A 23277-nucleotide genomic window follows, 5' to 3' on the forward strand; every position below is an offset into this window, starting at 1 on the left:
CCCCCTCATTTCCCTTTACGGTTGGATAACAATTTCAGACGCAGTTTGGCGTAAATGTGTTTTTAAAATTTTCCCGACGCCATTTCTAGGCAACGCCTCTAGAAAAACAATTCTTCTCGGCGTTTTATTTTTCGCTAAATGGTCCTGACAATAGCGAATCAATTCCGCTTCCGTTACCTCCGAACCTGGCTTTTTCACGACACAAGCTACCATCTCTTCGCCCATTCGCTCATCAGGAACACCAACAACAGCCGCCTCAAACACCAGTTCATGGCCGTTAAGAATTTCCTCTACATCACGTGGGTAGACATTAAAGCCGCCGCGAATAATTAAGTCCTTTTTCCGGTCAACAATATAGACATAGCCCTCATCATCGATTCGCGCCATATCTCCAGTGAATAACCACCCTTCCTTTAACACACGGCTAGTTTCCTCTAAATTTTGATAATAACCTGGCGTGACATTGTCACCGCGGACAACCAATTCCCCCACTTCACCGGCGGGAAGCTCCTCGCCCTCTTCATTGACTACCTTTACTTCTACCCCTGGAATCGGAATGCCAACAGAGCCTGGTTTGATTTCAATCCCTTTCCGGTGGGCCGTCACAACCGGTGCAGCTTCAGATAATCCATAGCCTTCGTACACCTTCGCTCCAAACCTTTGTTCAAACGCATGGAGCAGCGCAACAGGTAACGGCGCTGAACCCGAACCGACCGATTCCAGGCTGGATGTATCATATTGATCCGCCCCCGGAAAGGATAACATCGCATGAATCATCGCCGGAACCGCGGAAAACGTCCGAACCTTATAGGTTTCAATGGCTTTAAACACTTCTGTTACATCAAAGCTTGAAAAAACTACGATCGAACTGCCTGTTAAGTAGCATACATTGGACACCGTCAGACCATAGACATGAGCAAGCGGTAGAACCCCAAGTGTTGTTCCGCGCTCCGTTTCGTTATGTTTTGCCGAATTTTCAGCATTGGAAAATAAGTTTTTATGGGTCAAGAGAACTCCTTTTGGATTTCCTGTTGTTCCAGAGGTGTATAAAATCACTGCGGTATCTTCTTCTGTCACCCCTTCATCTAGAGGACAATTGTCCTGAACCATCACCTCGTAAAAATTTTTCACCTGACTCGACGAAGCCTGGTCGACCACAATTAACTCTGGTCTCACTGTTAATCCTTCAAGCGATTTTTCCACATTAGCTAACACATACGAGGAGGTAATCACAGCTTTGGCTCCAGATTTTTCCGCGATATAGTGAAGCTCTTTCGGGTGTAAAGTAAACATGACTGGTACAATGATGGCACCTGCTCTTGTGATCGCTTGATAGGAGAAGAGGACTTCCGGACAATTTGGCATGCAAATCATGACTCGGTCGCCCTTATTTATTCCAAGTTTCCGTAATCCTTGTGCAAATTGGTCTGCATAGTGTTTCGTTTCCACATTTGTGTAGGATTTCTCTTTGAAAAATAAAAAAGGGTACTCTCCAAAATTAGTAATATTTGTTTCAAGTAACTCCTTAAGCTTCATCCAATCCGCTCCCTTCGGTACACCACTATGGAACCTTGTTTTTCGTAACTTACTTGCTGTCTTTGCTCAAGCAAATCTAAATGACCCTGGATTTGAGATAGCCCCAAAAACACCGTTCTACCATTTAATCGAGGATACATCACGCTACAAATCTCAAAAATACTTTTTTCGCCACTATCAAGAATGGATAGAATCTGTTTACAGCGCTTTTCCTGTTCATTCAATCTTGTTTTGATTAATGATACGTGATCAGTAAATACCTCCCCATGGCCGGGATATACCGTTCCTAGAGGCAGCCGACTGACTTTTTTCATCGAATCCCTATATTGTAATAATGGTCGCGGACGAATCAGCTCCCCCGGATTTGGCGGTTCAATAAAGGCATTCACGGAAAAGGCCTTTAATAAATGATCACCAGCGAATGTTTCCCCCGTCTCACGGCACCACAGCAACAGATCACATTGACTATGACCAGGAACATGGACCACTTCAAATTCCCTGCCACCTAGAGAAACCAGGTCTCCTTCTTTTAAGTAAGTAACATTCCGCCAAATTTCCTCATGAAATGGACGCTTAATAATATGCTTTTTCGGGTCGGCACCACAGCTTGTTACAAACTGGTCAAAAAATTGCTGTACTCTTTCATACTCTTGAAGACCAGTGTTGATGGACCCGGCCGCCTGTTCATGTACAAAAATAGGAATATCGACTTCTTCTTGAAGATGTGGAATGGCACCAGCATGGTCTATATGAATATGGGTGAGGACAATATGATCAATATCTGTTAGTTGAATGCCATGATTATGTAGTTGATTCTTTAACTGTTGATAGGACTCTCTGCCAGGGTTTCCGGTATCCACTAAGGTAACGGTTTCCCCAATGGCCAAGAAGGCATTGACCGTTCCTTCGGCAAAGTGTGTTTGTAGCTCTAGAGGAACAATTTTAAACATGTAACGGCTCCTCCCTTCTGAACGATAAGAGGCCTGGAATGCGCCAAATCTTTTGAATTTCAAGAAGTTTTGGTGGCTTCGAACCCTTATAGGAGACCTTTTTTTCGTTTTTTTAGCTGTTTCGGTCGCGTAGAACCCTTATAGGAGACCTTTCTTTCGTTTTTTTAGTAGTTTCGGTCGCATAGAGCCCTTATAGGGGACCGTTCTTTCGTTTTTTTAGTTGTTTTGGTCGCATAGAGCCCTTATAGGAGACCTTTCTTTCGTTTTTTCAGCTGTTTCGGTCGCATAGAAGCCTTATAGGAGACCTTTCCTTCGTTTGTTAAATGATTTTGGTCTGGTAGTAGCAATCACTTCTAAAGGAGGGTTGACCAATAGACTATATTTCTAGCAACCGAAGATTATGTGATGTTTTTTCAAAAAACTATTAAAATCCCCCTTGTAAACTAAACACCCAAGTGGGTCGGATGATATACAAGGGGGAAGGTCTCATATTGCTACCTATTATTTAATCTTGATTGGTACGATTTTTCCGTCCTCTACCGCTGCAACCTCTAATTCACCATCGAAGCCGCCGCCAGTAAATTTCGTAAAGTCATAGATTTTCACATTGTCAGGAATATTGCTTACGCCATCCTGCATTTTGGCTTGAATTTTTTCCGCGTCATCAACAGATCCTGCCGCTTTCATTGCTTCCACAAAGATGTACATCGCAATGTAATTGAGGCCTGCTTCTGATCCCGGAGTCTCACCATACTTCTCCTTGTACTTCTTCGCAAAATCAGGAATAGCTGGGCTTTTTGATTCAATTAGAGGCATAACGCCGATTGAACCGTTTAACATATCATAAGAACCCGTTACCTTTTTCATTTCATCAAATTTTGCTTGGTCCATTACGATGAAGCCGCCCTTAAAGCCTAGCTCACGTGCTTGCTTCGCTACTTTTGCTGTTGGTTCAGATGCACCGCCGATAAACAATACATCTGGCTTTTCCTTTAAAGCATTTGTAACAATCGTGAAGAAGTCTGTTTCTTTCGCAAAGTCGATGGCTGAGTTGTAAACAACCTTACCACCTTCTTTTTCCCAATGTGCTTTCAGCTTTTCAGACCAGTCTTTTCCGTATTGTGACGCAGTTGGGAGGAAGGCAATCTTTTTACCGAATTTTTTCATTTCATAGTCTGTAAACGGCTTTAAATATCCATCATAACGAGGAGGAATACGAACGGTCAGGTTATTGCCCACCTCTGACACTTTAGGTTCACTTGTGTAAGCACCAATGAGGAATTTATCTTGCTGGTTAAATACTTGAAGAGCAAAGACACCACCGCTGTGCGGAGTGAAAATAATCGGTGTTTTGTTTTCCTGAATCAACCTTTTGGCGTTAGCCCCAGCTTCATTCGGTAGGTATTTGTCATCCAAAGAAACAATATTCAGCTTGAATTTTTTTCCACCTACTTCAAATCCACCGGCACTATTAATCTCTTCTGCCGCCATCTTCACACCATTTAAAGTACGCTCACCATAAAAGGCAGCAGGTCCGCTTAATGGGCCAGTATATCCAATATTAACTGTGCCTGCTTCTTCGGATTTACTGTCACCGCCGCCTCCTGCAGCCGGTTTCGTGCTTGCTGATTCATTGGATGTGCTGTTACATGCTACCAAACTGAAAATAACTACGAAGATCAAACTCAGCATCAAAAGAGATTTTAATCTTTTCATTGGTTTTCCCCCTTATATTTTAAAAATATTCAGATTTTGACAGTGGTAATAAGCCGTTCCTCACCCCCTTATAAGCGTATGAAGCAACTATTAAGCGCCAATATACGCCTTTCTCACTTCATCATTCGCAAATAATTCTTCTGAAGTACCTTGAAGGACGATGGAGCCATTTTCAAAGACATAGCCTTTATCAGCAATTTTTAATGCCGCATTCGCATTTTGTTCTGCTAACAGGATGGTAGTCCCCTCTTGATTAATTTTTTGAATAACCTCAAACATTTGCTCCACAATCAACGGTGCAAGACCGATAGAGGGTTCATCAAGCAGCATCAGCTTCGGTTTTGACATTAATGCTCTGCCAATGGCGAGCATTTGTTGCTGTCCACCGCTTAGAGAGCCTGCAGCATCGTTCTTTTTTTCCCTAAGAATCGGAAACAACTCATATACATGCTCAAGAGACTGCTTGTATTCTTCCTTTTTTCTACGGTGAACATAGGCACCCATTCTAAGATTCTCTTGGACAGACATGGCTGGGAACAGTTTCCTTCCCTCCGGACATTGACCAATCCCTAATTTTACAATTTGGTCTGCCGATGTTCGATTCAATCTTTTGCCTTCGAAAAGGATTTCCCCGGAGGCAGGCTTACTTAGACCACTAATGGTTCGGAAGGTTGTACTTTTCCCGGCCCCATTTGACCCCAATAGGACGACGATTTCTCCTTCTTTAACCTCAATGTTCACGTTTTGAATGGCCGTAAAGCTACCGTATTTGACAGAGATATTTTGTAAACTAAGCAATGGCGCTCCCTCCCAAGTACGCTTTTATAACCGTTTCATTATTACGGATTTCTTCCGGTCTGCCTTCGGCGATTTTTTCCCCATAATTTAGAACCATAATTTTATCGGCAATTCTCATAATCATTGACATTTTGTGCTCGATTAAGCAAACCGTGATTCCTTTACTTACCATCTTTTTCATCAAATCTGCCAGCCCTTCCGTTTCATCCGGGTTTACACCGGCGGCTGGTTCATCGAGAAAAACGATTTCAGGATCCGTTGCTAACGCCAAGGCAAATGCCGTTCGCTTTTTTTCTTCCTGCGTTAAGCTGCCAACGAGTTTATTAGCTGCCTGTTTTAAATCAACGAACTCTAACACTTCCATCGCTTTTTCACGGCACTGCTTCTCTTCGCTTCTTAAACGCGGTGTGCGAAAAATGGCATCCAGCAAATTAGACTTTGTCCGCAAGCGATGTCCAACGATGACATTGTCAAGAACGGTGGATTGTTCGAACAAATTCGTTGTTTGAAAGGTACGTGCCACTCCTAGCTCTGCGATTTTATTGGAAGGTAACGTGGTAATATCCTTTCCTTTATAAATCACCTGTCCGGAGCTGGGTTGATGAAAGCCGCTGATTAAGTTGAAAAAGGTTGACTTACCGGCCCCGTTTGGACCAATAATGGCATTTATTTTTCCTTGTTCTATCGTAAAATCCACTTGATTCACAGCAACCAGGCCGCCAAATTTCTTTGTTAGATTTCTTGTTTCTAAAAATTGCATCCCTATACCTCCTCTACTTGCTTTTCACGGTCGATAAATGGCTTACCGTTAGCACGGGCTGTACTAGTAAGCTGCAGCTGATTTTTTTTCGCCCTCCGTTTAGCCACCCCACTTGAGATCGCTCCCACAATTCCACGTGGATAAAAAATGACCAGTAGTGTTAAGACAGGGCCGAAAATAAGCATCCGGTACTGTTGGAAATCCTGGAGTTGCTGTGACAACCAAACAATAAGCAAGGTGCCGACCAGAGGACCGCTTAGCGTACCAATTCCGCCTACAAGCAAATAGGTTAATAGGTCAAAGGTGATAGTGATTGAGCCAATATCTGGACCAATAAAACGAACAAATGATGCATATAGGGCTCCAGATAATCCGGCAAAAAGCGTAGACAATACAAAGACTGTTAATTTATTTTTCATCGTGGATATCCCAATGGTTTGTGCTAAATCTTCACTGTTTCGAATCGCAATATAGGTCCGACCTGACAGGGAGTGAATAATTCGGTACATGACTAGAACCACGAGTAGTAAGAAGAACAACACTAAATAATAGTGTGAAACCTCTGTATCAAAGGTAATTGGACCAAACCCTGCAGGTGCAGGAATTCCAATCAAGCCGCGGACACCTTCTGTTAAGCTGTCCCATTTATCAATAACGAGATAGATAATGTAGCCCAGACACAGAGTATAAATAGCAAAGAAGTGTTCTTTCGTCCGTAAGGCGATTAAACCAACGAGGAAGCCTAGTACACTAGTAATTACCAGGGATAAAAAGAAAGCCGCCCAGAAATTCATCCCTGCTTTTACGGTTAAGATCCCTAAGGAATAAGCTCCTATCCCAAAGAAGCCAGCATGGGCCAGTGAAAGATAACCCGTATAACCTGCTAGTAAATTTAATCCGTACACACCAATCATCCAAATAAAAGCAAGCGTCATGATGTGAATGAAGTAATTATTATTTGATACTAAAGGGAAACAGATGGCAAAAAGGATTAAAGCAATAATTACATTTCTTTGATTAAATACTTTTCCCATTAGTGTCCCCCCTTTGAAAACAATCCTGTTGGTTTTACTGTTAAGATGATCACGAGAAGGACGAAAGCGATGATGTCTTTGTAGTCGTTTGAAATGTAGGTTGCGCCTAAACTTTCACTAAAACCTAGGATATATCCACCGACAATGGCTCCCGGGATACTGCCCATACCACCGAGGATAATGATAACAAAGGCTTTAAGAATAACTAGCTGTCCCATTCCTGGGAATACTAGATTAATAGGTGCAGATAGAGAGGATGCAATGGCAGCAAGTCCGCCAGAAATCATAAAGGTTAACATAGCCACCTTGTTTGTGTTAATACCAACCAGATTGGCACCTTCACGATTTTGTGACATAGCAATGATGGTTGCCCCTGTGAAGGTTTTTTTCAAGAAAAGATAGAGAAGAATCATCACGACAATGGCTGCAACAACTATCAGGATTCGCTGCATCGTAAACGTCAATCCAAATAGTTGAACGACCTGCCCGTACGGTGTTGGCATACTTTGATATTCTGCCCCCCAATAAAATTGGGCGAAAGCTTCTAAGAATAAGAGAATCCCAATGGCAGCAATTTTGTCGTGTATGGGCGGTGCTTCTCTAAGTGGGTGAAAGACAAACCGTTCCATCATGACACCAAGAAGACCCACAACTAGAATTGAAACGAAAATAGCGACCCAATAATGAAGCCCAAACTTGGTCATCATCGTTAAGGTTATGTATCCACCCATCATGTATAATGCTCCATGCGCAAAATTTGGAATGTGCAGGATACCATAAACGAGCGTTAATCCTAAGGCAACAAGGGCGTAAACGCTTCCAATGGTTAAGCCATTAAACAGCTGCTGAATAAGAATCTCCATAGCTTCCCCCTTATACTTTTTTCGAAGTTACAATACAAATAAACTAATTTCTTTACGGGAGCGTTCCGTTCGGATAGCTCCCCTTTTTGAACAAAATTACTGTACCTTATTTGTTACCTTCTCTTTTTCCTCTTCCTGAAGCGTTCGCCATAAAATTTTTCCACTTGAGGTCATCGGGAACTGCTTGCGGAATTCTATGAATCTTGGGTATTTATAGGCAGCCATATGTTGTTTTGACCACTCAATAATTTCCTCTTCACTCACTTTTCCTTCAAAGCCTTCGTTTAATATAACGAATGCCTTCACCGTCTCCCCTCTTCTTGGATCAGGGATGCCAACCACACATGCCTGCTGAATCGCTGGGTGCTTATACAGGTACGACTCAACTTCTGTTGGCCATACCTTATAACCAGATGCATTAATCATCCGTTTCACGCGATCAACAATGAAGAAGTATCCTTCCTCATCATAGCGACCAATATCACCTGTTCTAAAAAACGATTTTCCATCGATTTCAATAAAAGCACTTCTATTTTCATCGTCGCGGTTATAGTAACCAACCATTACCTGTGGGCCATTGACGATAATTTCGCCTACTTCCCCAACACCAAGCTCTTTTCCTGTAGCTGGTTCGATAATTCTAGCATCCACGTCAAAGGAGGGAATTCCAAGACATTGCATTTTGGGACGCTCTGCCGGATTGAAATGTGTTTGAGCAATCGTCTCAGATAAGCCGTAGCCCTCGACAAACCGTAAACCCGATAGCTTGAACAGCTTTTCCCCCACCGCCTCAGGAAGGGCAGCACCACCACCAGAGATCGAAGTTAAAGATGCGATATCCTCTGCTTTCAGCTTTGGATTGGCTAAGAAATCGACGATCATGGTGGCAATTGTTACCCAATGGGTACATTGAAGATTTTTAATCATTTCGACTGCCGCATCTCGATTCCATCTTGTCAGAATGACCATTGTACTTCCACTGTAGATTGGCATATGCATACTGTGCACCATCCCTGTTACATGAAAAAGCGGAAGGGACATTAAATGCACTGCGTTCGGTGTGGTATTTGACCAATGATAGGCACCTACAGTATTGGCGTTTACCGTCCGATTTGTGTGCATACAGCCTTTTGGCAGACCCGTTGTTCCCGATGTATAGGGCAAGACTGCGAGGTCATCTCCCTTTGCTGTATGTTCAGATGGAGCTATATTAGCTTGAATTGCATCCTTCCACAGATAGTGACCCGCCTCTGAAAAAGGAACACTTGGAGCTTCCACCTCTTTTGGAAGCGTATCTTCAAACCCAGTCCCTGTATAATCTGAATAGGCTGCAAGCATTAAGTTTTCAAGAGTAGTCGTGCCTAATAATGGACGGACTCGGTCATATAACTCTTGACCTGCTAGAGCTGTTTTGATTTCACAGTCACGCACGTAAAATTCTAATTCATCGGCAACTAACATCGGATTAATTGGAACAACCACGGCATTTGCTCTTAAAATTGCATAATAACCAATCACAAATTGTGGTGAATTTTGCATGAAAAGCAATACTTTTTCACCCTTTTTTACCCCAAGCTTATGTTGCAGGTACCCGGCAAGCGCATTCACTTCCTCGTCCAGCTGTTGATAGGATACCTTGTTTCCGTAATAGAAAATGGCATCTTGGTCCGGATAACGGGCAGCACTGACTCGTAGGTTGTCATAAAGAGAGGTAGAAGGGACTTTTAATGATTTAGAGATTTTTGGCCAGTATTCGTAATGAAGAGTAAGCATTGCATATCCTCCTGAATAAATAGAATATTAGATTTTACTGTAACCGCTGTCATTTTTTAAAATTCCATTTAAGATCATATCTATATAAATCTCCACGACTTTCTCCTCCGGGACTTCCCCGGTTGGGTTAAACCAATAAAAACTCCAATTGGTTATTCCAAGAATCCCCATCGTTAATATATCCGCACGAAGACTTGATTTAAATTTGCCAAGCTTTATTCCATCTTCAATCAGTCTTTGTGTATTTTTCCTAAACAACGTTCGTTTTTGTTTGATTTCCTCGATATATTTTTCGCTTAAATGCCGCATTTCCCTTGAAAAGATTCGCGCGCTCGGTCGTTCCGTCTTAATGCTGCTGATTAGCATAAAGACAATCTCATATAGCTTTTTTATACAATCTGAGTAAGGATTATTTAGGATTACTTCCTGCTTTTTTACCAGTTCCTCGATGTAGGTCAAATGGATATCCTTTAGCAGTTCTTCTTTACTGCTAAAATAATAGTAAAAGGTTCCCTTCGTCACACCCAGCGATTGAACAATATCCTGCACAGACGTGGATTTAAATCCATTTTGATCAAATAACTGGATTCCAGTCTCCATTAATTTTCGCTTCATTGGATATTTCCTTTCGGCAATTACCTGTGGTGAGGTTGACTCCCTTATTTTTGAATCAACCTCACCGCGGAATTATTCGCGTTCAATAATGGTGGCGATTCCCTGGCCTCCACCGATACAGGCGGTAATGAGGGCGTATCGTCCCTCTGACCGTTTTAGTTCATAGACTGCCTTTGTGACAAGGATGGCACCTGTAGCACCTAGTGGATGTCCATGGGCAATGGCTCCTCCATTAACATTTACCTTTTCAAGATCCATACCAAGCTCGCGGTTACAAGCTAGCACCTGTGAGGCAAAAGCTTCATTAATTTCAATTAAGTCCATATCTTCTATGGATAGACCGGACTTCTCCATTACTTTCCTTACAGCAGGAACCGGTCCAATACCCATTATATTTGGATCCACACCTGCTACAGCGTAGTGACGAACAACCGCAAGCGGAGTGAGATTTAATTCTTCTGCCTTTTCTCTCGACATAATGACAAGAGCTGATGCTGCATCATTTAATCCTGAACTGTTTCCTGCAGTGACCGTTCCACCCTTTAGAAAAGCAGGTTGTAGCTTCGCCAATGCCTCATAGGTTGTTTGTGGTCTAGGGTGCTCATCTGTTTTAAATACAACAGGTTCACCCTTTTTTACAGGAATGGAAATTGGCACAATTTGTTCATCAAACCGTCCCTCCTCCATTGCAACTGCCATCCTCTGTTGACTTTGGAGGGAAAATTGATCCTGTTCCTCTCGTGAAATCTGGTATTTTTCAACAAGGTTTTCAGCAGTAATCCCCATTGGCGGGTCGCCAATTTCCTTTGGCGACAGTTGAGACTTTCGGAAGCTTGGCGGCATAGGATTGTAAGGTTTTTCTGGACGATCCATTAAATAAGGAGCACGGCTCATACTTTCCGTACCACCGGCAATATACACATCACCATCTCCAGCCCGAATCGCCTGTGCGGCAAGATTGATCGCGTTAATTCCTGATCCGCACTGCCGGTCCACTGTTAACCCAGGTAAATCTAGCGATAAACCTGTCTGTAATGCAGTTAATCTAGCAATATTTCCTCCACCTGAAAGCACATTGCCGAAAATCACATCATCAATCATTTCAGGCTGAATCTTTGCTCGTTTTACTGCTTCTTTAATGACCTCTGCGCCTAAGACATGGGCTGGAACACCTGCAAGTGAACTCCCTTGTCTGCCAATCGCCGTACGTACCGCTGAAACAATCACTGCATCTCTTTTCATCGTATAAATCCCCCCTAGTTTTTGGATTATTTCATTTACATGGCATGTGCTCCGCCATCAACTACAATAATGTCACCGGTTACAAAATTAGAGGCAGGCGATGCTAAAAATAACGCCACTCCTTTAAGGTCTGTATCCGAGCCGAATTTTCTTAATGGTGTGCCTTCGAGAATCGCTTCTCCACCTTGGTCTAGTAACCCTTTGGACATTTTTGTTGGGAAAAAGCCCGGAGCAATCGCATTCACATAGATTCCTTGTGGGCCCCATTTCACAGCCAAATCCTTCGTAAACGTAATAACGGCTCCTTTACTAGCGTTATAGCCAATGGCATTCATATATTTAGGGTTACTGCCTTTTAAACCAGCAACCGAAGCGATATTGATAATTTTTCCTGATTTCTGCTCAAGCATCACTTTTCCAGCGGCCTGAGACATTAAGAAAGTGCCTGTTACATTCACATTCATTACCTTATACCAGGCCTCAAGTGGCATTTCTTCGACTGGTGCTCCCCAAGAAGCGCCACTGTTGTTGACGAGAATATCAATCCGTCCAAATTTTTCTACCGTCTTCTCAACGACCTGTTTGACATCTTCAGGGTTTGTGACATCACATTGTAATGCAAAGCTCTCCACCCCAAGCTTCCTCAGTCCTTCACTCACTTCTTCACAGGCCTCCAGTCTTCTGGAACAGACCACTACATTTGCCCCTGCTTCCGCAAATCCTTCAGCAATTTGCTGCCCTAATCCTCGACCCCCACCTGTAACAATGGCTACTTTTCCTTTGAGATCAAAAAGGTCTTTTACGTGCATTCTATTTCCTCCTATTTCTATCACTCAATTGGTATCGTCTTTTCATAAAGTTCGGTAATCCAAAAAAACAGGTTTAAATAATCTTAAACATACTAACTAGTTGGTATGTTATTAATCTTATAATATTAGAAATTTTTAGAATATTCAACATCCAGTCATTCGACAAATTCCTCATTAGTATAGTAGAAAAGTCTTCTGGACCTTATAGTTTTCTAATAATCCGATAGATGCCTGTACCTTTTGCTATCAATTGTTGATGATCGTCTTCTATTTCCGCTTCGATAGTAGCCAGTTTATAGCCCTTTTGAAGGATTTTAGCTTTTGCATAGAGATGACCAGAATGAGCTGGTGAAAAATAATATACATCCAAATTCATAGCTGCTACCGGGGTTTGATATATAGACCGAAGAACGATTGAATGCACTGTATCCAGCATGGAGGCATGTACTCCTCCGTGAACAGTTTTATTAGTATTTAGGAGCTCTCTTTTCAGTGAAAGCTTAAGAAGGATTTCATCTTTCTTTTCAGTTATTAGTTCAAAACCGATATGGTTATTGAACGGATTATTCTCTATATATTTATGAAGCTCCGTATTCAAGACCGACAATTTATCCCCACCTACTTACTATCCTTGTATAATTGGACTTGTTTTAAATGTCCCTATCCCTTTCGCAATTAGAGAATGATTTTGATCGTAAATGGTCCCTTCAGCCGTGATATATTTTCCGTCTTGGTTCAATATTGTTGTTTCTGCACGATATTTTTCTTTTGGTAAAAGATCAAAGAATGATAGATTTAGATTAATGGTAGCGGCGAATGACTGGGTTTCTAAAGAGATGTTTGCTCCCATTATAATATCAAGCATGGTGGAGAAGACCCCAGGATGAACGGTTCCGTCATCCTGAAGTAAATGCGGATGCATGCCAATCTCTAATTGAAAGGTATCCGACCATTCCCCACTAAAACCCATATAGTCGAAAAATGTTGATGTAGTTTCGGGCATTTTCATTCGTCTTTCTCCTTTAAGAGTAAGGTTAAATAATCTCTACCATCATGGCCATTCCCTGGCCTCCGCCAACACATAAAGTAGCAATGCCTCTTTTTTTCTGTTGTCGGGATAGTTCGTAAATTAAAGTAGTTAAGATTTTTGCCCCCGTGGCTCCAAGCGGATGTCCAAGCGCAATCGCACCACCGTTCACATTTACCTTATCCTGATCAACATTCAATTCCCGAATCACAGCTAATGCCTGGGAGGCAAAGGCTTCATTTAACTCAAATAAATCAATATCATCAAGTGTTAACCCTGTTCGCTCCAATAGCTTTTTTACAGCTGGCACTGGACCAATTCCCATGACCTGTGGTGAGACACCGACCACTGACCAATCCACAATTCTAGCCATTGGCTTCAATCCCAGTCCTTCTGCATAACTACGTGACGTCAACACTAAGGCAGCTGCCCCATCATTACGGCCGCAGGCATTACCAGCAGTAACCGTTCCATTTTCTTTAAACACCGGTCTTAACTTGCTTAAGCTTTCGATTGTTGTTTCAGATCTCGGATGTTCATCCACTGAAAAAATAATCGAATTCTTTTTTCCTTTCACCTCAACGGGAACGATTTCATCTTCAAACCGATTATTTTTTATCGCTACCGCTGCCCGTAATTGACTCTCAAGGGCAAATGCATCCTGATCCTCTCGGGAAACCGAAAATCTCTCAGCGACATTTTCAGCTGTGATCCCCATCCCTAACTGGCCGCCATAAATTTCATGAGGCTGCTGTCCTGCTTCCGTATTAGAATCGATTAGTTTTGCGTTATCACCGCCGAATCGAGAGTTTCTTAGATAAAGAGGGGCATTGCTCATGCTTTCTGTTCCACCGGCCACAATGATTTCCGCTTGACCACTAGAAATTTGTTGGGCACCTGATGCAATAGCCTGCAGCCCCGATGCACATAATCGGTTAATGGTAAACGCTGGCGAGGTTTCAGGAACTCCCGCTCTTAAGGCAGCGACTCTTGCCACGTTGGACGATTCAGTTGATTGCCGTACCTCGCCTAGTATTACTTCATCGACCTGATCGGGTGTAATTCCTGCCCTTTTCATCGCCTCTTTAATGACAATGGAAGCAAGGGTCCCGGAATTCAAACTTTTTAATGCACCGCCATATCTGCCGACAGGTGTACGAACGGCACTAAGAATCACAATATCATTCATGAATATCCTCCTAAAAATACTAGATTAGCTATATTCTTTTTCTAATTGGGCAGCAATGATATTTTTCTGAATCTCTGATGTTCCTTCATAAATTCTTGTAATTCTTGCATCACGATAGAATCGTTCCACTGGGTAATCCGCAATATAGCCAAGACCCCCGTGAATTTGTACGGCTTTATCTGCTACCCGATTGTAAACCTCTGATCCATAAAGCTTTAACATGGCCGCCTCTTTAATGACCTTCATTCCTTGGTCAACCATCCATGCTACCCGGTAAGTAAACGACCTTAATGCTTCTATTTCCACCGCCATCTCCGCCAGCATATGGCTCACAGCCTGGTTTGAGATAATCGGCTTTCCAAATTGAATCCGTTCTTTGGCATATCTTGTTGACATGTCCAAAAGCTTTTGACTGGAACCGAGATTACGAGAGGCCAAGCCCGCACGGCCGTTTGCTAAAATTTTCAACGCATTCACGTAGCCTTGACCCTCTACACCGAGCACATTCTCAACCGGAACCTCACAATCTTCAAAAATTAATTCGGCTGAATGTGATCCACGTAAGCCCATTTTTTTCTCAACCGCACCGACCTGAAACCCTGGAAAATCCTTTTCTACAATAAACGAGGTAATTCCCTTCGCTCCTTTTTCCGGGTCGGTTACCGCCATAACTGTAAAAACGCTCGCTTCAGTTGCGTTAGTAATATAGTGCTTTAAGCCGTTAAGAATATAGGTATCCCCTTTTCTTACAGCTGTTGTTTTTAAATTGGCAGCATTAGAACCTGCTGCAGGCTCTGTTAAAGCAAAAGCGCCTATTTTATCCCCGCTCGCCATGTCAGGCAAATACCTTCTCTTTTGCTCTTCGTTCCCCATTTCTACAATCCCTACTGACCCGATACCGGTATGGGCTCCAATTAACGTCGTATATCCATTATGTGTTTGCCCAATTTCCTCGTACAAGGCGCATTTTCCAACCATCCCGATTCCAAGACCGCCAAATTCTTCAGGAATGCTTAAACCAAAGAGACCCATCTCCTTTGATAGGTGAATGATCCTTTCCGGTATGTGGTTGTCCTCTTCAATTTGCATGGCAACTGCTTCTACTTCTGTCTGTATAAAATCCCTGACGTTCTTTTTCAAAAAAAGAATGTCTTCATCTAATTCAAAATTCATGTGACACCTCCAAATGTACTTACACTCGATTTTTTGCCTCTTCTAGTAGCACTCGCTTTAATACTTTTCCTACTGCATTGCGCGGCAGAGAATCAATGATTTCAAATTGTTTGGGTACCTTGTATCGGGTAAGATTTTGATAGCAGTAACTCTGTAACTCGCTACTATTGATTACAACTCCGGCTTTTGGCACGATAAATGCTTTTACCAGCTCACCAGATTCTTTATCAGGGATTCCTATCACAGCAGCATCAAGTACATCCGGATGTTCATAAAGGATCCCTTCTACTTCTTGAGGATACACATTAAAGCCACCGACAATGATCATTTCTTTTTTCCTGCCAACGATATAAAAATAACCATCCTCATCCATCGTCGCGAGGTCACCAGTATGGAACCAGCCATCGCGAAGGGCCTGTTTGGTTTCCTCCGGCTTATTCCAGTAGCCTAGCATCACCTGTGGACCCTTAATCAATAATTCCCCAATACTTTTCTCTGGTAGATCCTCGCCATTGTCATCCACAATTCGACAATCTGTTTTTGGCACTGGAATTCCGATACTTCCTATTTTGGTCAACCGTTCTGGCGGATTCCTATGTGTAGTGGGGGAGGTTTCTGAGAGCCCATACCCTTCCCCAATTGAAACGCCCGTCAACTCGGCAAATTTCTTGATAATTTCAACTGGTAGTGGTGCGGAACCGCTTGAACACATTTTAAAACAGGTTAAATCGTAGCGATCTATCTCAGGGTAATGAACAAAGGCATGATACATTTTGGGTACACCCGGGAAGAACGTCGGTCTGTGGGCTTGAATTACTTCAAGTACCTTTTTAATCTCAAATTTATTCACTAACACATTCGTGGCTCCGATATAAATTCCAAGGTTCATTCCACTTGTCATCCCGTACACATGATAAAGCGGCGTTGCTGTTAGGATGGTTTCTTCACCAACGAACATTCGCTCGCCGTAGAGAGCCTTGCTTTGAATGACATTAGCGATTAAATTAAAATGGGTGAGCATGGCCCCTTTCTTTATCCCCGTTGTACCACCGGTGTATTGAATAACAGCAATATCTTCCTTAGCAGTGATGGAACATGCTTCTTGTAATGGTTCGGCATGACGGATTAAATCGAGAATACATGAAGAGCACTCTGATTCTATGGGTCTTTCTGTTACAAAAATATATTTAAAGGAATGGGATTTTTGTAGGTATCTTACTTTCTCTACGTTTTCAGGCTCTGAAACTAAATAAGCTACCTCTGAGTCATGGAAAATTTCTAGTAATTCTCGTGGGGTATACTGCGGATTAATTTGAACGACAATCATTCCAAGTTTTAAAGCTGCATAATAGGAAATCACATAGGTGGGCTGGTTAGAGACCATTAACCCCAGCCGCTCCCCTTTTTGAATCCCAAGCTGTTTCCAAGCGTTTGCAAGTCGGTCTACTTGGTTCTTTAATTGGTTGTATGTGATCTTTTCTTCTTCATAGATAATGGCGATTTGTTCACCATATTTTTCTGTTGTTTTTTCTAAAAATGTATATAGGTTACATTCAGGAATCTCAAAAGAAAGGTCCGTGGTTTCAGGGTATTGATCCATCCAGGGACGTTCTTGTTGTACCTCCAAGTAATTTCACCTCGCTATTAGAATCTGTTTATAGTTTGATAACTTAAAAGATGATAGATGGTTTCCAAAACAGGGGTATCCACCTTTACTTCTCTACCTTTTTTTACGATGTATCCACTGATGGATTCTACCTCCAAGGCTTTCCCTTTCATTTTATCCTGGAGCATGGAGGGTTGATGTTCTTTCGCAAGGTTCCCTTGGGCGAAAATCGTTTCGTAAAAATCTTCATCGATTTCCAATCCAGCGGCATTGGCGACAGCGATTGCCTCTTTACAGATGGTTAGAGCCGTTTGATATAGACCTTCATCGTCGTATATTGCTCCAACCTTAACTTCCATTAAGGCAGTTAACGGGTTAAAGGTGACATTCCAAAGTAGCTTTTTCCACTTAATGTGTAAGATATTGCTAGTTGGATAGGTTATGATATTGGCAGCATTAAATAAGGTGGAAATCTCATTTGCTTTTTCCGCAAACTGGCTGTCTAAAGTGCCAATGACTAGCTGTGGAGGAACGCCAATTTGTTTCACCACACCCGTATCCGTCACCATCGCTTGAATATAAGTAGCTGCTGATACAACACGTTCTTTACCAAAGATTTCGCTTAGAATTTCTTCATTATCCACTCCGTTTTGGAGCGTCATAATCAAGCATGATGCTTTTAACAGGGGACGGAATTTTTCCGCAACCTCTTTGGTATCGGTTGATTTAACACAAAATAGCAAGAGGTCAATATCGACAAACGACTCATAACTGTCTGTAAAATCTCCATTTACAGTGAAACGTTCCACTTCACTTTCAACCGTTAATCCTTCTGCCTGCATTCTTTCCAAATTCTTTCCTCGTGCTAGAAAAATCACTTCGTTTCCCGCTTTTTTTAAGAGAGCTCCGAAATAGCCTCCTACTGCACCGGTACCTGCTACACCTATTTTCATTGCTAATCCTCCCAAATCCGTATGTATCTATCTGAAAAGAGATAGTATCCTCTTTTCAGATCAGGGTCATTATTCTAAAAGGTCTGGCTGTTCTTTCACGATTCGATTCCATAAAGGCTGAAATTGGAACCAGCCTGCAGTAGGAACACCTACGGTTTCATATGTGGCTCTAGCGTCTTCATCATCGATGACAACAGTCTTGCCTGCTGACTCTGCAAGAAGCTGCGCCTGACAGGAACGTTCCATCGTAATAAACCACCATGCCGCTTCATCAACAGACCCTCCAACTGTAAGCAACCCATGGTTTCTTAAAATACATGCCTTATTGTTTCCAAGTGCTTTACCAATTCGTCTTCCTTCTTCAATTTCTAGAACCACACCATTAAAGTCGTCATATAGAGAATGATCACGATAGAAGGCACAAGCATCCTGTGTGATTGGGTCAAGAAGACGCCCTAGGGAAGACCAGGATTTCCCGTAAACAGAATGAGCATGGGCAGCAGCAATAACGTCAGGCCGTGCCGCATGGACCTGAGAATGGATCGCAAAGGCGGCTCGGTTTACAGGATAATGTCCTTCCACCACTACGCCTTCATGGTTACAGAGAATTAAATCGGAGGCACAGATTTGACTAAAGTGCATGCCAAAAGGGTTCACCCAAAAATGATCCTTCCGCTCTGGGTCACGTGCAGTAATATGTCCCGCAACCCCTTCATCAAAGCCGAATTTAGAGAACAAACGAAAGGCGGCGGCTAATTTTTGTTTTAAATGGAGCCTTTCTTCCTCTACTGTTGAAAAAACTGGCGGCTGATAGTTCACTTTCATTTTGGTCGTCATTTCATCACCCTTTACTATTATTCATACATGCTTTCCTTGAAATGTGATAGAAATAAACCCAGCATGAAGGTGAGAAACCTCCTCCATGCCGGGTACTTTTTCTAATCCTATTTTTCTCAAACCGCTTCGTATTGGTGATAAACTACCTCACCCTTTAACACTTCATTCCCTTGCTGGTTCACAGCTTGAACCTGGAAATGGAGGGTGTTTTCCTTTTTTTCTTTTAATGTTGCTTTAAGTGTAACGACATCATTTAAAAACACCATGCCCTTAAAGCGGATGGAGTAATCCTTAACAAAGCCTTCTTCATAATAAGAAGTAAAGAGCTTTGCCAAATTTCCCATCGTCCACATCCCATGTGCAATGATTCCTGGCAGCCCTGCTTTTTTGGCTTCCTCATCAATCGTGTGAATTGGATTAAAATCTCCTGACGCACCAGAATATTTAATAAGATCCATTCTTGAAACAGGCTCCAACTGAACGTCGTTAATGGATTCACCCACTTGTAACTGTGCTAGTGTACTCACTTAACCAACACCTTCCTCACAGCTTCAGATATGACAACTGTTGAAGTTGAACTGAAGATAATAATTCCTGCCTCGTCCTCGCCAAAGCTTTCAAGGACAAGGAAACCCATTTCACCAAAATTGCCTTTTTTCTCAAAGTAGTTTTTTACTTTGGAATAACAGTAGACATCTTCTCCCACCAATAATGGCCGTAAGTAGTGAAAGGTTTGTTCTCCATGAATCAAGCCTTTGTTTGGTAAGTTCAAGCCCTCAATTACCCCATAATCGAATACCCTAGGAAAGGTGGGAGGGGCAATATTGTTTTTATATCTAGACAGTCTTCCTGTGTCCTCTTCAAAATAAATAGGATGAAGGTCGCCAATAGCTTCCGCAAATTTCTTGACGGCTCCTCTTTCAACGGTATTTTTCACCTTGTTTGATTGTTTACCTATTTGATCTTTAAACAATTCATCCTCACCTCACATAATTAGCATTTTGGTCCGCCGGCCACATAAATTACCTGTCCATTAACAAAAGAAGATTTTTCGTCTGCAAAGAAGGCTACAGCATTAGCAATATCCGCTGGCTTTCCACTTCTTCCTACTGGAATATTAGCAACGCTTGCTTGAATTAAATGTTCAAAAGGAATCCCAATTCTTGCAGCTGTTTCTTTCGTCATTTCTGTTTCGATAAAGCCTGGCGCTACGGAGTTGGCTGTAATGCCATATTTTCCAAGTTCAATTGCTAGTGTCTTCGTGAAGCCCTGCAAGCCTGCTTTTGCAGCAGCATAGTTAGCTTGGCCGCGATTACCAAGGGCTGAAGTGGACGAAATATTGATGATACGTCCATATTTCTGTTCCACCATATATTTTTGTACAGCACGTGCCGCATTAAATGAGCCTTTTAAATGTACATCCATGACTGTTTGCCAATCAGAATCTGTCATTTTAAATAATAGATTATCACGGATGACTCCTGCATTATTAACTAGAATATCAACCGATCCGAATGTCTCAAATACCTCTTTTACTGCACCTTCTACCTGCTCGGCATCGGTAACGTTTGCCACTTTAGAGTATACTTCGTACCCTTTTTCTTTTAATTCACTTGTTGTTTGACTTAATGCTTCTTCATTAAGGTCAATAAAGGCTACTTTTGCGCCTTCCTCTGCAAAAAGCTCAACAATTCCTTTTCCAATTCCACGGCTTCCGCCTGTTACAAATGCCACTTTCCCATCAAATCTTCCTGCCATTTCTATTCCTCCTGTTTTCCTTAATAGATAGCGCTTACATTTTATAGGTATTGACCAATCTTTACGTGTCCCTTAATGAGGTTACGGGCGATAATCATGCGCTGAATTTCGTCGGTCCCATCGTAAATTCTCCAAAGGCGAGCTTCCCGGTACCAGCGCTCAATTGGCAATTCTCTTGTGTAACCCATCCCTCCATGAATTTGTAGGACGCGATCGACCACTCTATTACCCATATTGGAGCCGTAAAGTTTTGCCATGGAAGCGAGATGACGGTTATCCTCACCTTGGTCAAGCGTAAACGCAGCGTTTAACACCAACCATCTTGCCGCTTCAATTTCGACGGCAGAATCTGCGATTTGCCATTGGATGGCTTGTCTTTCTGCAATCGGTTTTCCAAAGGTAATTCGTTCTTGCGAATAGTCAATTGCCATTTGCAATAAACGTTCTGCCGATCCAACAGCTCTTGCACCTACAATCCATCTTGCAAAACCAATCCATTCAAGTCCCAAATTATAGCCCTTGTGCAATTCACCAAGGATATTTTCCTCAGGAACACGGACATTATCAAAAACTAAGCCGGCTGGACCCCATTCTCCCATCGTATGTATATACTCCGATTTCCAGCCCATATCGCGGTCGGCAATAAAGCAGGTAACACCTTCTCGACCACGTGTTTCTTTGTGCCTTTCTTTATCTGTAATGGCAATAACCATGACGAAGTCGGCTTCATTACCACCTGTAATAAATGTTTTTTCACCATTCAAAACCCATTCATTTCCATCCTTGACTGCTGTCATTTTAATATTTTGTGTATCAGAGCCCGCCCCAGGTTCAGTCATGGCGAAGCAAGATTTTTTCTCACCATTGATGGTTGGAATTAAATACTTTTGTTTTTGTTCTTCATTTCCATAGTACAGAATATTATCTGCAGAGCCGCCAAACTGAAATGGGACAAAGGTTTTTGACACTTCCATCAAGACGATGGCCATCATCATTTGTCCTAAGTCAGCACCGCCATATTCTTCAGGTGTATTAATGCCCCAGAAGCCTGCTTCCTTTGCCTTTAATTGAAGCTCTTTTAATTTTCCTGGCGGAAGGCTTGGTTTACCTTCTCGTTCGTTTCTTAATACGTCGTTTTCAAGTGGAATGAGTTCTTTTTCAACAAATCTTCTAATTGTTTTCTGCACCATTTTTTGCTCGTCGGTCAAACGTAAATGCATTTCCTTCACTCCATTCTATTCTTGTATTCTAGTTTTTCTTCTTAGAAAGTATATGATAGGTTATCCGAAAACATACCTACCGGTTGGTATGTTAATTTTATTTTATTCCGAAATTTCAGATAATACAAGTCAAAAGTGGCGAATCTTGTTAAAAAAATCCTTCAGCCCGAATTCAACTGAAGGATTTTTTCCCGAAATTATATGTGGTGTACGGCTTTTTTCATTGCCAAACGTTCTCTTAATGTGGAAATAGCAATGGAGCTTGTTAGCCATGATAGTAACCCAATGGTAATACTTAAGAGCCAATTACTAGTAGATTGCAAGGTTAGGAGGACCGTAATCACGCAAATAATTCCGCCCATCATTCCATATACAGATCCTCTTGCAATATTAGTTGCTTTCTTTGTACCGGAAGCTATCCCTACCATAATCACCGCTGTCAGCATGACTGCAGGAAATGCGGCAAAAATTCCAGCGAGGATTTTCCAGGGAGAAACCACTGTTATTAAATAACTAAGTGAGACCGCAGTCCCGCCTAGAAGAAATCGAATGAATAAGTCCTTTTTATTCATGTTAGTCACCTTTTTTCGTCCGTTTAATGGGATGTAATGATCACAACAACTATAGAAATCGTAAACCAGAAGGCCATGGATTGCACGATCCCGCGCTTCCAACCTACTTTCGGAAGAAGATAGCCGGCTAAAAGTGCAACGATGATGTTTATTGCCATTCCGAAGATGGCCCCTTTTGATAACATAATGGAATGAGAAATCAGCTGCCCGCCATGAAAATCAAGTCCTATTGTTAATAATGCTGCTAGATACACTGCAGGAAATGCAGCAAAAATCCCTCCTGCTTTTTCTCCCAACTTTTTTGCCACCAACGTACAAGCGACTACTGCTAAACCGCCCAAAAGGAATCGAATGAGTAATGCGCTTATTGATAGATGTGCCATAGTGTTTTCGCCTCTTTTTTGTTAAACACGCTGTTATTTTAGTTACGTGAAACATCTCACAAACTAATTTATGTATTCATTGTACCTCAATTTTATACCGATACATGTGAACACTTTATTAAGGTTTTTGAAGCGGTTTCATTTGGTTGTGAGGAGGGATGAAAGACATTTTTCACGCTCCTCCATCACTTTTTGTCCTTCATCCACCTCATGAAGGACATTTATCACCTGTACACATCTCATTGTGTCTTCATCTATCCCATAAAGAGTCAAGTCCATTTAATTGTGTAAAAGTGTCAACAAAGGTTTCGACTAGTAAAAAAATTAAGTAAGGTGTTATTTTGAGTTTACATTGAGAGGCAGGCATAATTGCCTAGAGGTGTAGCGCAAGCAAGGTGTTTTTGTTTCTCCATCAGGCACTTCGGCACGTAGAACCCTTCTATACGATTAAGTCCATATAATT

At 42.1% G+C, this 23277-nt stretch carries 24 protein-coding genes; all 24 read right to left on the minus strand.

Annotated elements, in window-relative coordinates; all coding sequences use genetic code 11:
- Positions 1-15 precede the first annotated feature (15 nt).
- Complete coding sequence (locus ABES03_RS18830; protein WP_430119516.1) at positions 16-1536, minus strand: class I adenylate-forming enzyme family protein; 1521 nt, start codon at positions 1534-1536, stop codon at positions 16-18.
- Positions 1533-2486 carry an MBL fold metallo-hydrolase gene (locus ABES03_RS18835; RefSeq protein ID WP_430119518.1) on the minus strand — a complete coding sequence of 318 codons (954 nt, stop codon included), beginning with the start codon at positions 2484-2486 and terminating at the stop codon, positions 1533-1535. The genes ABES03_RS18830 and ABES03_RS18835 overlap by 4 nt, the downstream gene beginning before the upstream one ends.
- 501 nt (positions 2487-2987) lie before the next feature.
- Positions 2988-4202, minus strand: coding sequence for an ABC transporter substrate-binding protein (locus tag ABES03_RS18840; RefSeq protein ID WP_430119522.1), 1215 nt, complete (start codon positions 4200-4202; stop codon positions 2988-2990).
- Positions 4203-4292: 90 nt separating this feature from the next.
- Positions 4293-5000 carry an ABC transporter ATP-binding protein gene (locus tag ABES03_RS18845; RefSeq protein ID WP_430119524.1) on the minus strand — a complete coding sequence of 236 codons (708 nt, stop codon included), beginning with the start codon at positions 4998-5000 and terminating at the stop codon, positions 4293-4295.
- Positions 4993-5760, minus strand: a complete 768-nt coding sequence (locus tag ABES03_RS18850; protein ID WP_430119527.1) for an ABC transporter ATP-binding protein — start codon at positions 5758-5760, stop codon at positions 4993-4995. The genes ABES03_RS18845 and ABES03_RS18850 overlap by 8 nt, the downstream gene beginning before the upstream one ends.
- Positions 5761-5762: 2 nt before the next feature.
- Entirely contained in the window at positions 5763-6794 is a 1032-nt protein-coding gene (locus tag ABES03_RS18855; RefSeq protein ID WP_430119530.1) for a branched-chain amino acid ABC transporter permease, read from the minus strand.
- Positions 6794-7657 carry a branched-chain amino acid ABC transporter permease gene (locus ABES03_RS18860; RefSeq protein WP_308079737.1) on the minus strand — a complete coding sequence of 288 codons (864 nt, stop codon included), beginning with the start codon at positions 7655-7657 and terminating at the stop codon, positions 6794-6796. Before ABES03_RS18860 ends, ABES03_RS18855 begins: the two co-directional genes overlap by 1 nt.
- Positions 7658-7753: 96 nt before the next feature.
- Complete coding sequence (locus ABES03_RS18865) at positions 7754-9430, minus strand: long-chain fatty acid--CoA ligase (protein ID WP_430119533.1); 1677 nt, start codon at positions 9428-9430, stop codon at positions 7754-7756.
- Positions 9431-9457: 27 nt separating this feature from the next.
- Entirely contained in the window at positions 9458-10045 is a 588-nt protein-coding gene (locus tag ABES03_RS18870; RefSeq protein ID WP_430119535.1) for a TetR/AcrR family transcriptional regulator, read from the minus strand.
- 72 nt (positions 10046-10117) lie between these two features.
- Positions 10118-11287 carry a thiolase family protein gene (locus ABES03_RS18875; RefSeq protein WP_430119538.1) on the minus strand — a complete coding sequence of 390 codons (1170 nt, stop codon included), beginning with the start codon at positions 11285-11287 and terminating at the stop codon, positions 10118-10120.
- A gap of 35 nt (positions 11288-11322) precedes the next feature.
- Complete coding sequence (locus ABES03_RS18880) at positions 11323-12096, minus strand: SDR family oxidoreductase (RefSeq protein WP_430119540.1); 774 nt, start codon at positions 12094-12096, stop codon at positions 11323-11325.
- 202 nt (positions 12097-12298) lie between these two features.
- Complete coding sequence (locus ABES03_RS18885; protein WP_430119543.1) at positions 12299-12703, minus strand: PaaI family thioesterase; 405 nt, start codon at positions 12701-12703, stop codon at positions 12299-12301.
- Between the two features lie 18 nt (positions 12704-12721).
- Positions 12722-13105 (minus strand): PaaI family thioesterase, encoded by a 384-nt coding sequence (locus tag ABES03_RS18890; RefSeq protein ID WP_430119546.1) that lies wholly within the window; start codon positions 13103-13105, stop codon positions 12722-12724.
- Between the two features lie 25 nt (positions 13106-13130).
- Positions 13131-14312, minus strand: coding sequence for a thiolase family protein (locus ABES03_RS18895; protein WP_430119549.1), 1182 nt, complete (start codon positions 14310-14312; stop codon positions 13131-13133).
- A gap of 24 nt (positions 14313-14336) precedes the next feature.
- Positions 14337-15485 (minus strand): acyl-CoA dehydrogenase family protein, encoded by a 1149-nt coding sequence (locus tag ABES03_RS18900; RefSeq protein ID WP_430119552.1) that lies wholly within the window; start codon positions 15483-15485, stop codon positions 14337-14339.
- Positions 15486-15504: 19 nt separating this feature from the next.
- Complete coding sequence (locus tag ABES03_RS18905; protein ID WP_430119554.1) at positions 15505-17112, minus strand: long-chain-fatty-acid--CoA ligase; 1608 nt, start codon at positions 17110-17112, stop codon at positions 15505-15507.
- A gap of 17 nt (positions 17113-17129) precedes the next feature.
- Entirely contained in the window at positions 17130-18044 is a 915-nt protein-coding gene (locus tag ABES03_RS18910; protein ID WP_430119557.1) for a ketopantoate reductase family protein, read from the minus strand.
- Between the two features lie 69 nt (positions 18045-18113).
- Positions 18114-18881 (minus strand): class II aldolase/adducin family protein, encoded by a 768-nt coding sequence (locus tag ABES03_RS18915; protein ID WP_430119560.1) that lies wholly within the window; start codon positions 18879-18881, stop codon positions 18114-18116.
- A 116-nt stretch (positions 18882-18997) separates the two neighbouring features.
- On the minus strand, positions 18998-19408 hold the full coding sequence (locus tag ABES03_RS18920) for a MaoC/PaaZ C-terminal domain-containing protein (protein WP_430119563.1): 411 nt from the start codon (positions 19406-19408) through the stop codon (positions 18998-19000).
- The gene (locus tag ABES03_RS18925; RefSeq protein WP_430119567.1) at positions 19405-19854 is read right to left on the minus strand and encodes a MaoC family dehydratase N-terminal domain-containing protein; all 450 of its coding nucleotides are present in this window, start codon (positions 19852-19854) and stop codon (positions 19405-19407) included. The genes ABES03_RS18920 and ABES03_RS18925 overlap by 4 nt, the downstream gene beginning before the upstream one ends.
- A gap of 20 nt (positions 19855-19874) precedes the next feature.
- Positions 19875-20639 carry a 3-oxoacyl-ACP reductase FabG gene (gene fabG / locus ABES03_RS18930; RefSeq protein WP_430119569.1) on the minus strand — a complete coding sequence of 255 codons (765 nt, stop codon included), beginning with the start codon at positions 20637-20639 and terminating at the stop codon, positions 19875-19877.
- Positions 20640-20680: 41 nt separating this feature from the next.
- A complete protein-coding gene (locus tag ABES03_RS18935) occupies positions 20681-21859 on the minus strand; it encodes an acyl-CoA dehydrogenase family protein (protein WP_430119572.1) in 1179 nt (392 codons plus the stop codon).
- 197 nt (positions 21860-22056) lie between these two features.
- On the minus strand, positions 22057-22431 hold the full coding sequence (locus tag ABES03_RS18940; RefSeq protein ID WP_430119575.1) for a DUF3147 family protein: 375 nt from the start codon (positions 22429-22431) through the stop codon (positions 22057-22059).
- A gap of 23 nt (positions 22432-22454) precedes the next feature.
- On the minus strand, positions 22455-22814 hold the full coding sequence (locus ABES03_RS18945; protein ID WP_413300491.1) for a DUF3147 family protein: 360 nt from the start codon (positions 22812-22814) through the stop codon (positions 22455-22457).
- Positions 22815-23277: the final 463 nt, after the last annotated feature.

Origin of the sequence: Neobacillus rhizosphaerae (genome assembly GCF_050477885.1) — a bacterium.
Classification (GTDB): Bacteria; Bacillota; Bacilli; order Bacillales; family Cytobacillaceae; genus Neobacillus; species Neobacillus rhizosphaerae_A.

Excerpts from the sequence above, each read along its gene's own strand:
- ABES03_RS18830 (WP_430119516.1), bottom strand. The coding sequence starts at position 1,536 with ATGAAGCTTAAGGAGTTACTTGAAACAAATATTACTAATTTTGGAGAG.
- ABES03_RS18835 (WP_430119518.1), bottom strand. The coding sequence starts at position 2,486 with ATGTTTAAAATTGTTCCTCTAGAGCTACAAACACACTTTGCCGAAGGA.
- ABES03_RS18840 (WP_430119522.1), bottom strand. The coding sequence starts at position 4,202 with ATGAAAAGATTAAAATCTCTTTTGATGCTGAGTTTGATCTTCGTAGTT.
- ABES03_RS18850 (WP_430119527.1), bottom strand. The coding sequence starts at position 5,760 with ATGCAATTTTTAGAAACAAGAAATCTAACAAAGAAATTTGGCGGCCTG.
- ABES03_RS18855 (WP_430119530.1), bottom strand. The coding sequence starts at position 6,794 with ATGGGAAAAGTATTTAATCAAAGAAATGTAATTATTGCTTTAATCCTT.
- ABES03_RS18860 (WP_308079737.1), bottom strand. The coding sequence starts at position 7,657 with ATGGAGATTCTTATTCAGCAGCTGTTTAATGGCTTAACCATTGGAAGC.
- ABES03_RS18865 (WP_430119533.1), bottom strand. The coding sequence starts at position 9,430 with ATGCTTACTCTTCATTACGAATACTGGCCAAAAATCTCTAAATCATTA.
- ABES03_RS18870 (WP_430119535.1), bottom strand. The coding sequence starts at position 10,045 with ATGAAGCGAAAATTAATGGAGACTGGAATCCAGTTATTTGATCAAAAT.
- ABES03_RS18875 (WP_430119538.1), bottom strand. The coding sequence starts at position 11,287 with ATGAAAAGAGATGCAGTGATTGTTTCAGCGGTACGTACGGCGATTGGC.
- ABES03_RS18880 (WP_430119540.1), bottom strand. The coding sequence starts at position 12,096 with ATGCACGTAAAAGACCTTTTTGATCTCAAAGGAAAAGTAGCCATTGTT.
- ABES03_RS18890 (WP_430119546.1), bottom strand. The coding sequence starts at position 13,105 with ATGAAAATGCCCGAAACTACATCAACATTTTTCGACTATATGGGTTTT.
- ABES03_RS18895 (WP_430119549.1), bottom strand. The coding sequence starts at position 14,312 with ATGAATGATATTGTGATTCTTAGTGCCGTTCGTACACCTGTCGGCAGA.
- ABES03_RS18900 (WP_430119552.1), bottom strand. The coding sequence starts at position 15,485 with ATGAATTTTGAATTAGATGAAGACATTCTTTTTTTGAAAAAGAACGTC.
- ABES03_RS18910 (WP_430119557.1), bottom strand. The coding sequence starts at position 18,044 with ATGAAAATAGGTGTAGCAGGTACCGGTGCAGTAGGAGGCTATTTCGGA.
- ABES03_RS18915 (WP_430119560.1), bottom strand. The coding sequence starts at position 18,881 with ATGACGACCAAAATGAAAGTGAACTATCAGCCGCCAGTTTTTTCAACA.
- fabG (WP_430119569.1), bottom strand. The coding sequence starts at position 20,639 with ATGGCAGGAAGATTTGATGGGAAAGTGGCATTTGTAACAGGCGGAAGC.
- ABES03_RS18935 (WP_430119572.1), bottom strand. The coding sequence starts at position 21,859 with ATGCATTTACGTTTGACCGACGAGCAAAAAATGGTGCAGAAAACAATT.
- ABES03_RS18940 (WP_430119575.1), bottom strand. The coding sequence starts at position 22,431 with ATGAATAAAAAGGACTTATTCATTCGATTTCTTCTAGGCGGGACTGCG.
- ABES03_RS18945 (WP_413300491.1), bottom strand. The coding sequence starts at position 22,814 with ATGGCACATCTATCAATAAGCGCATTACTCATTCGATTCCTTTTGGGC.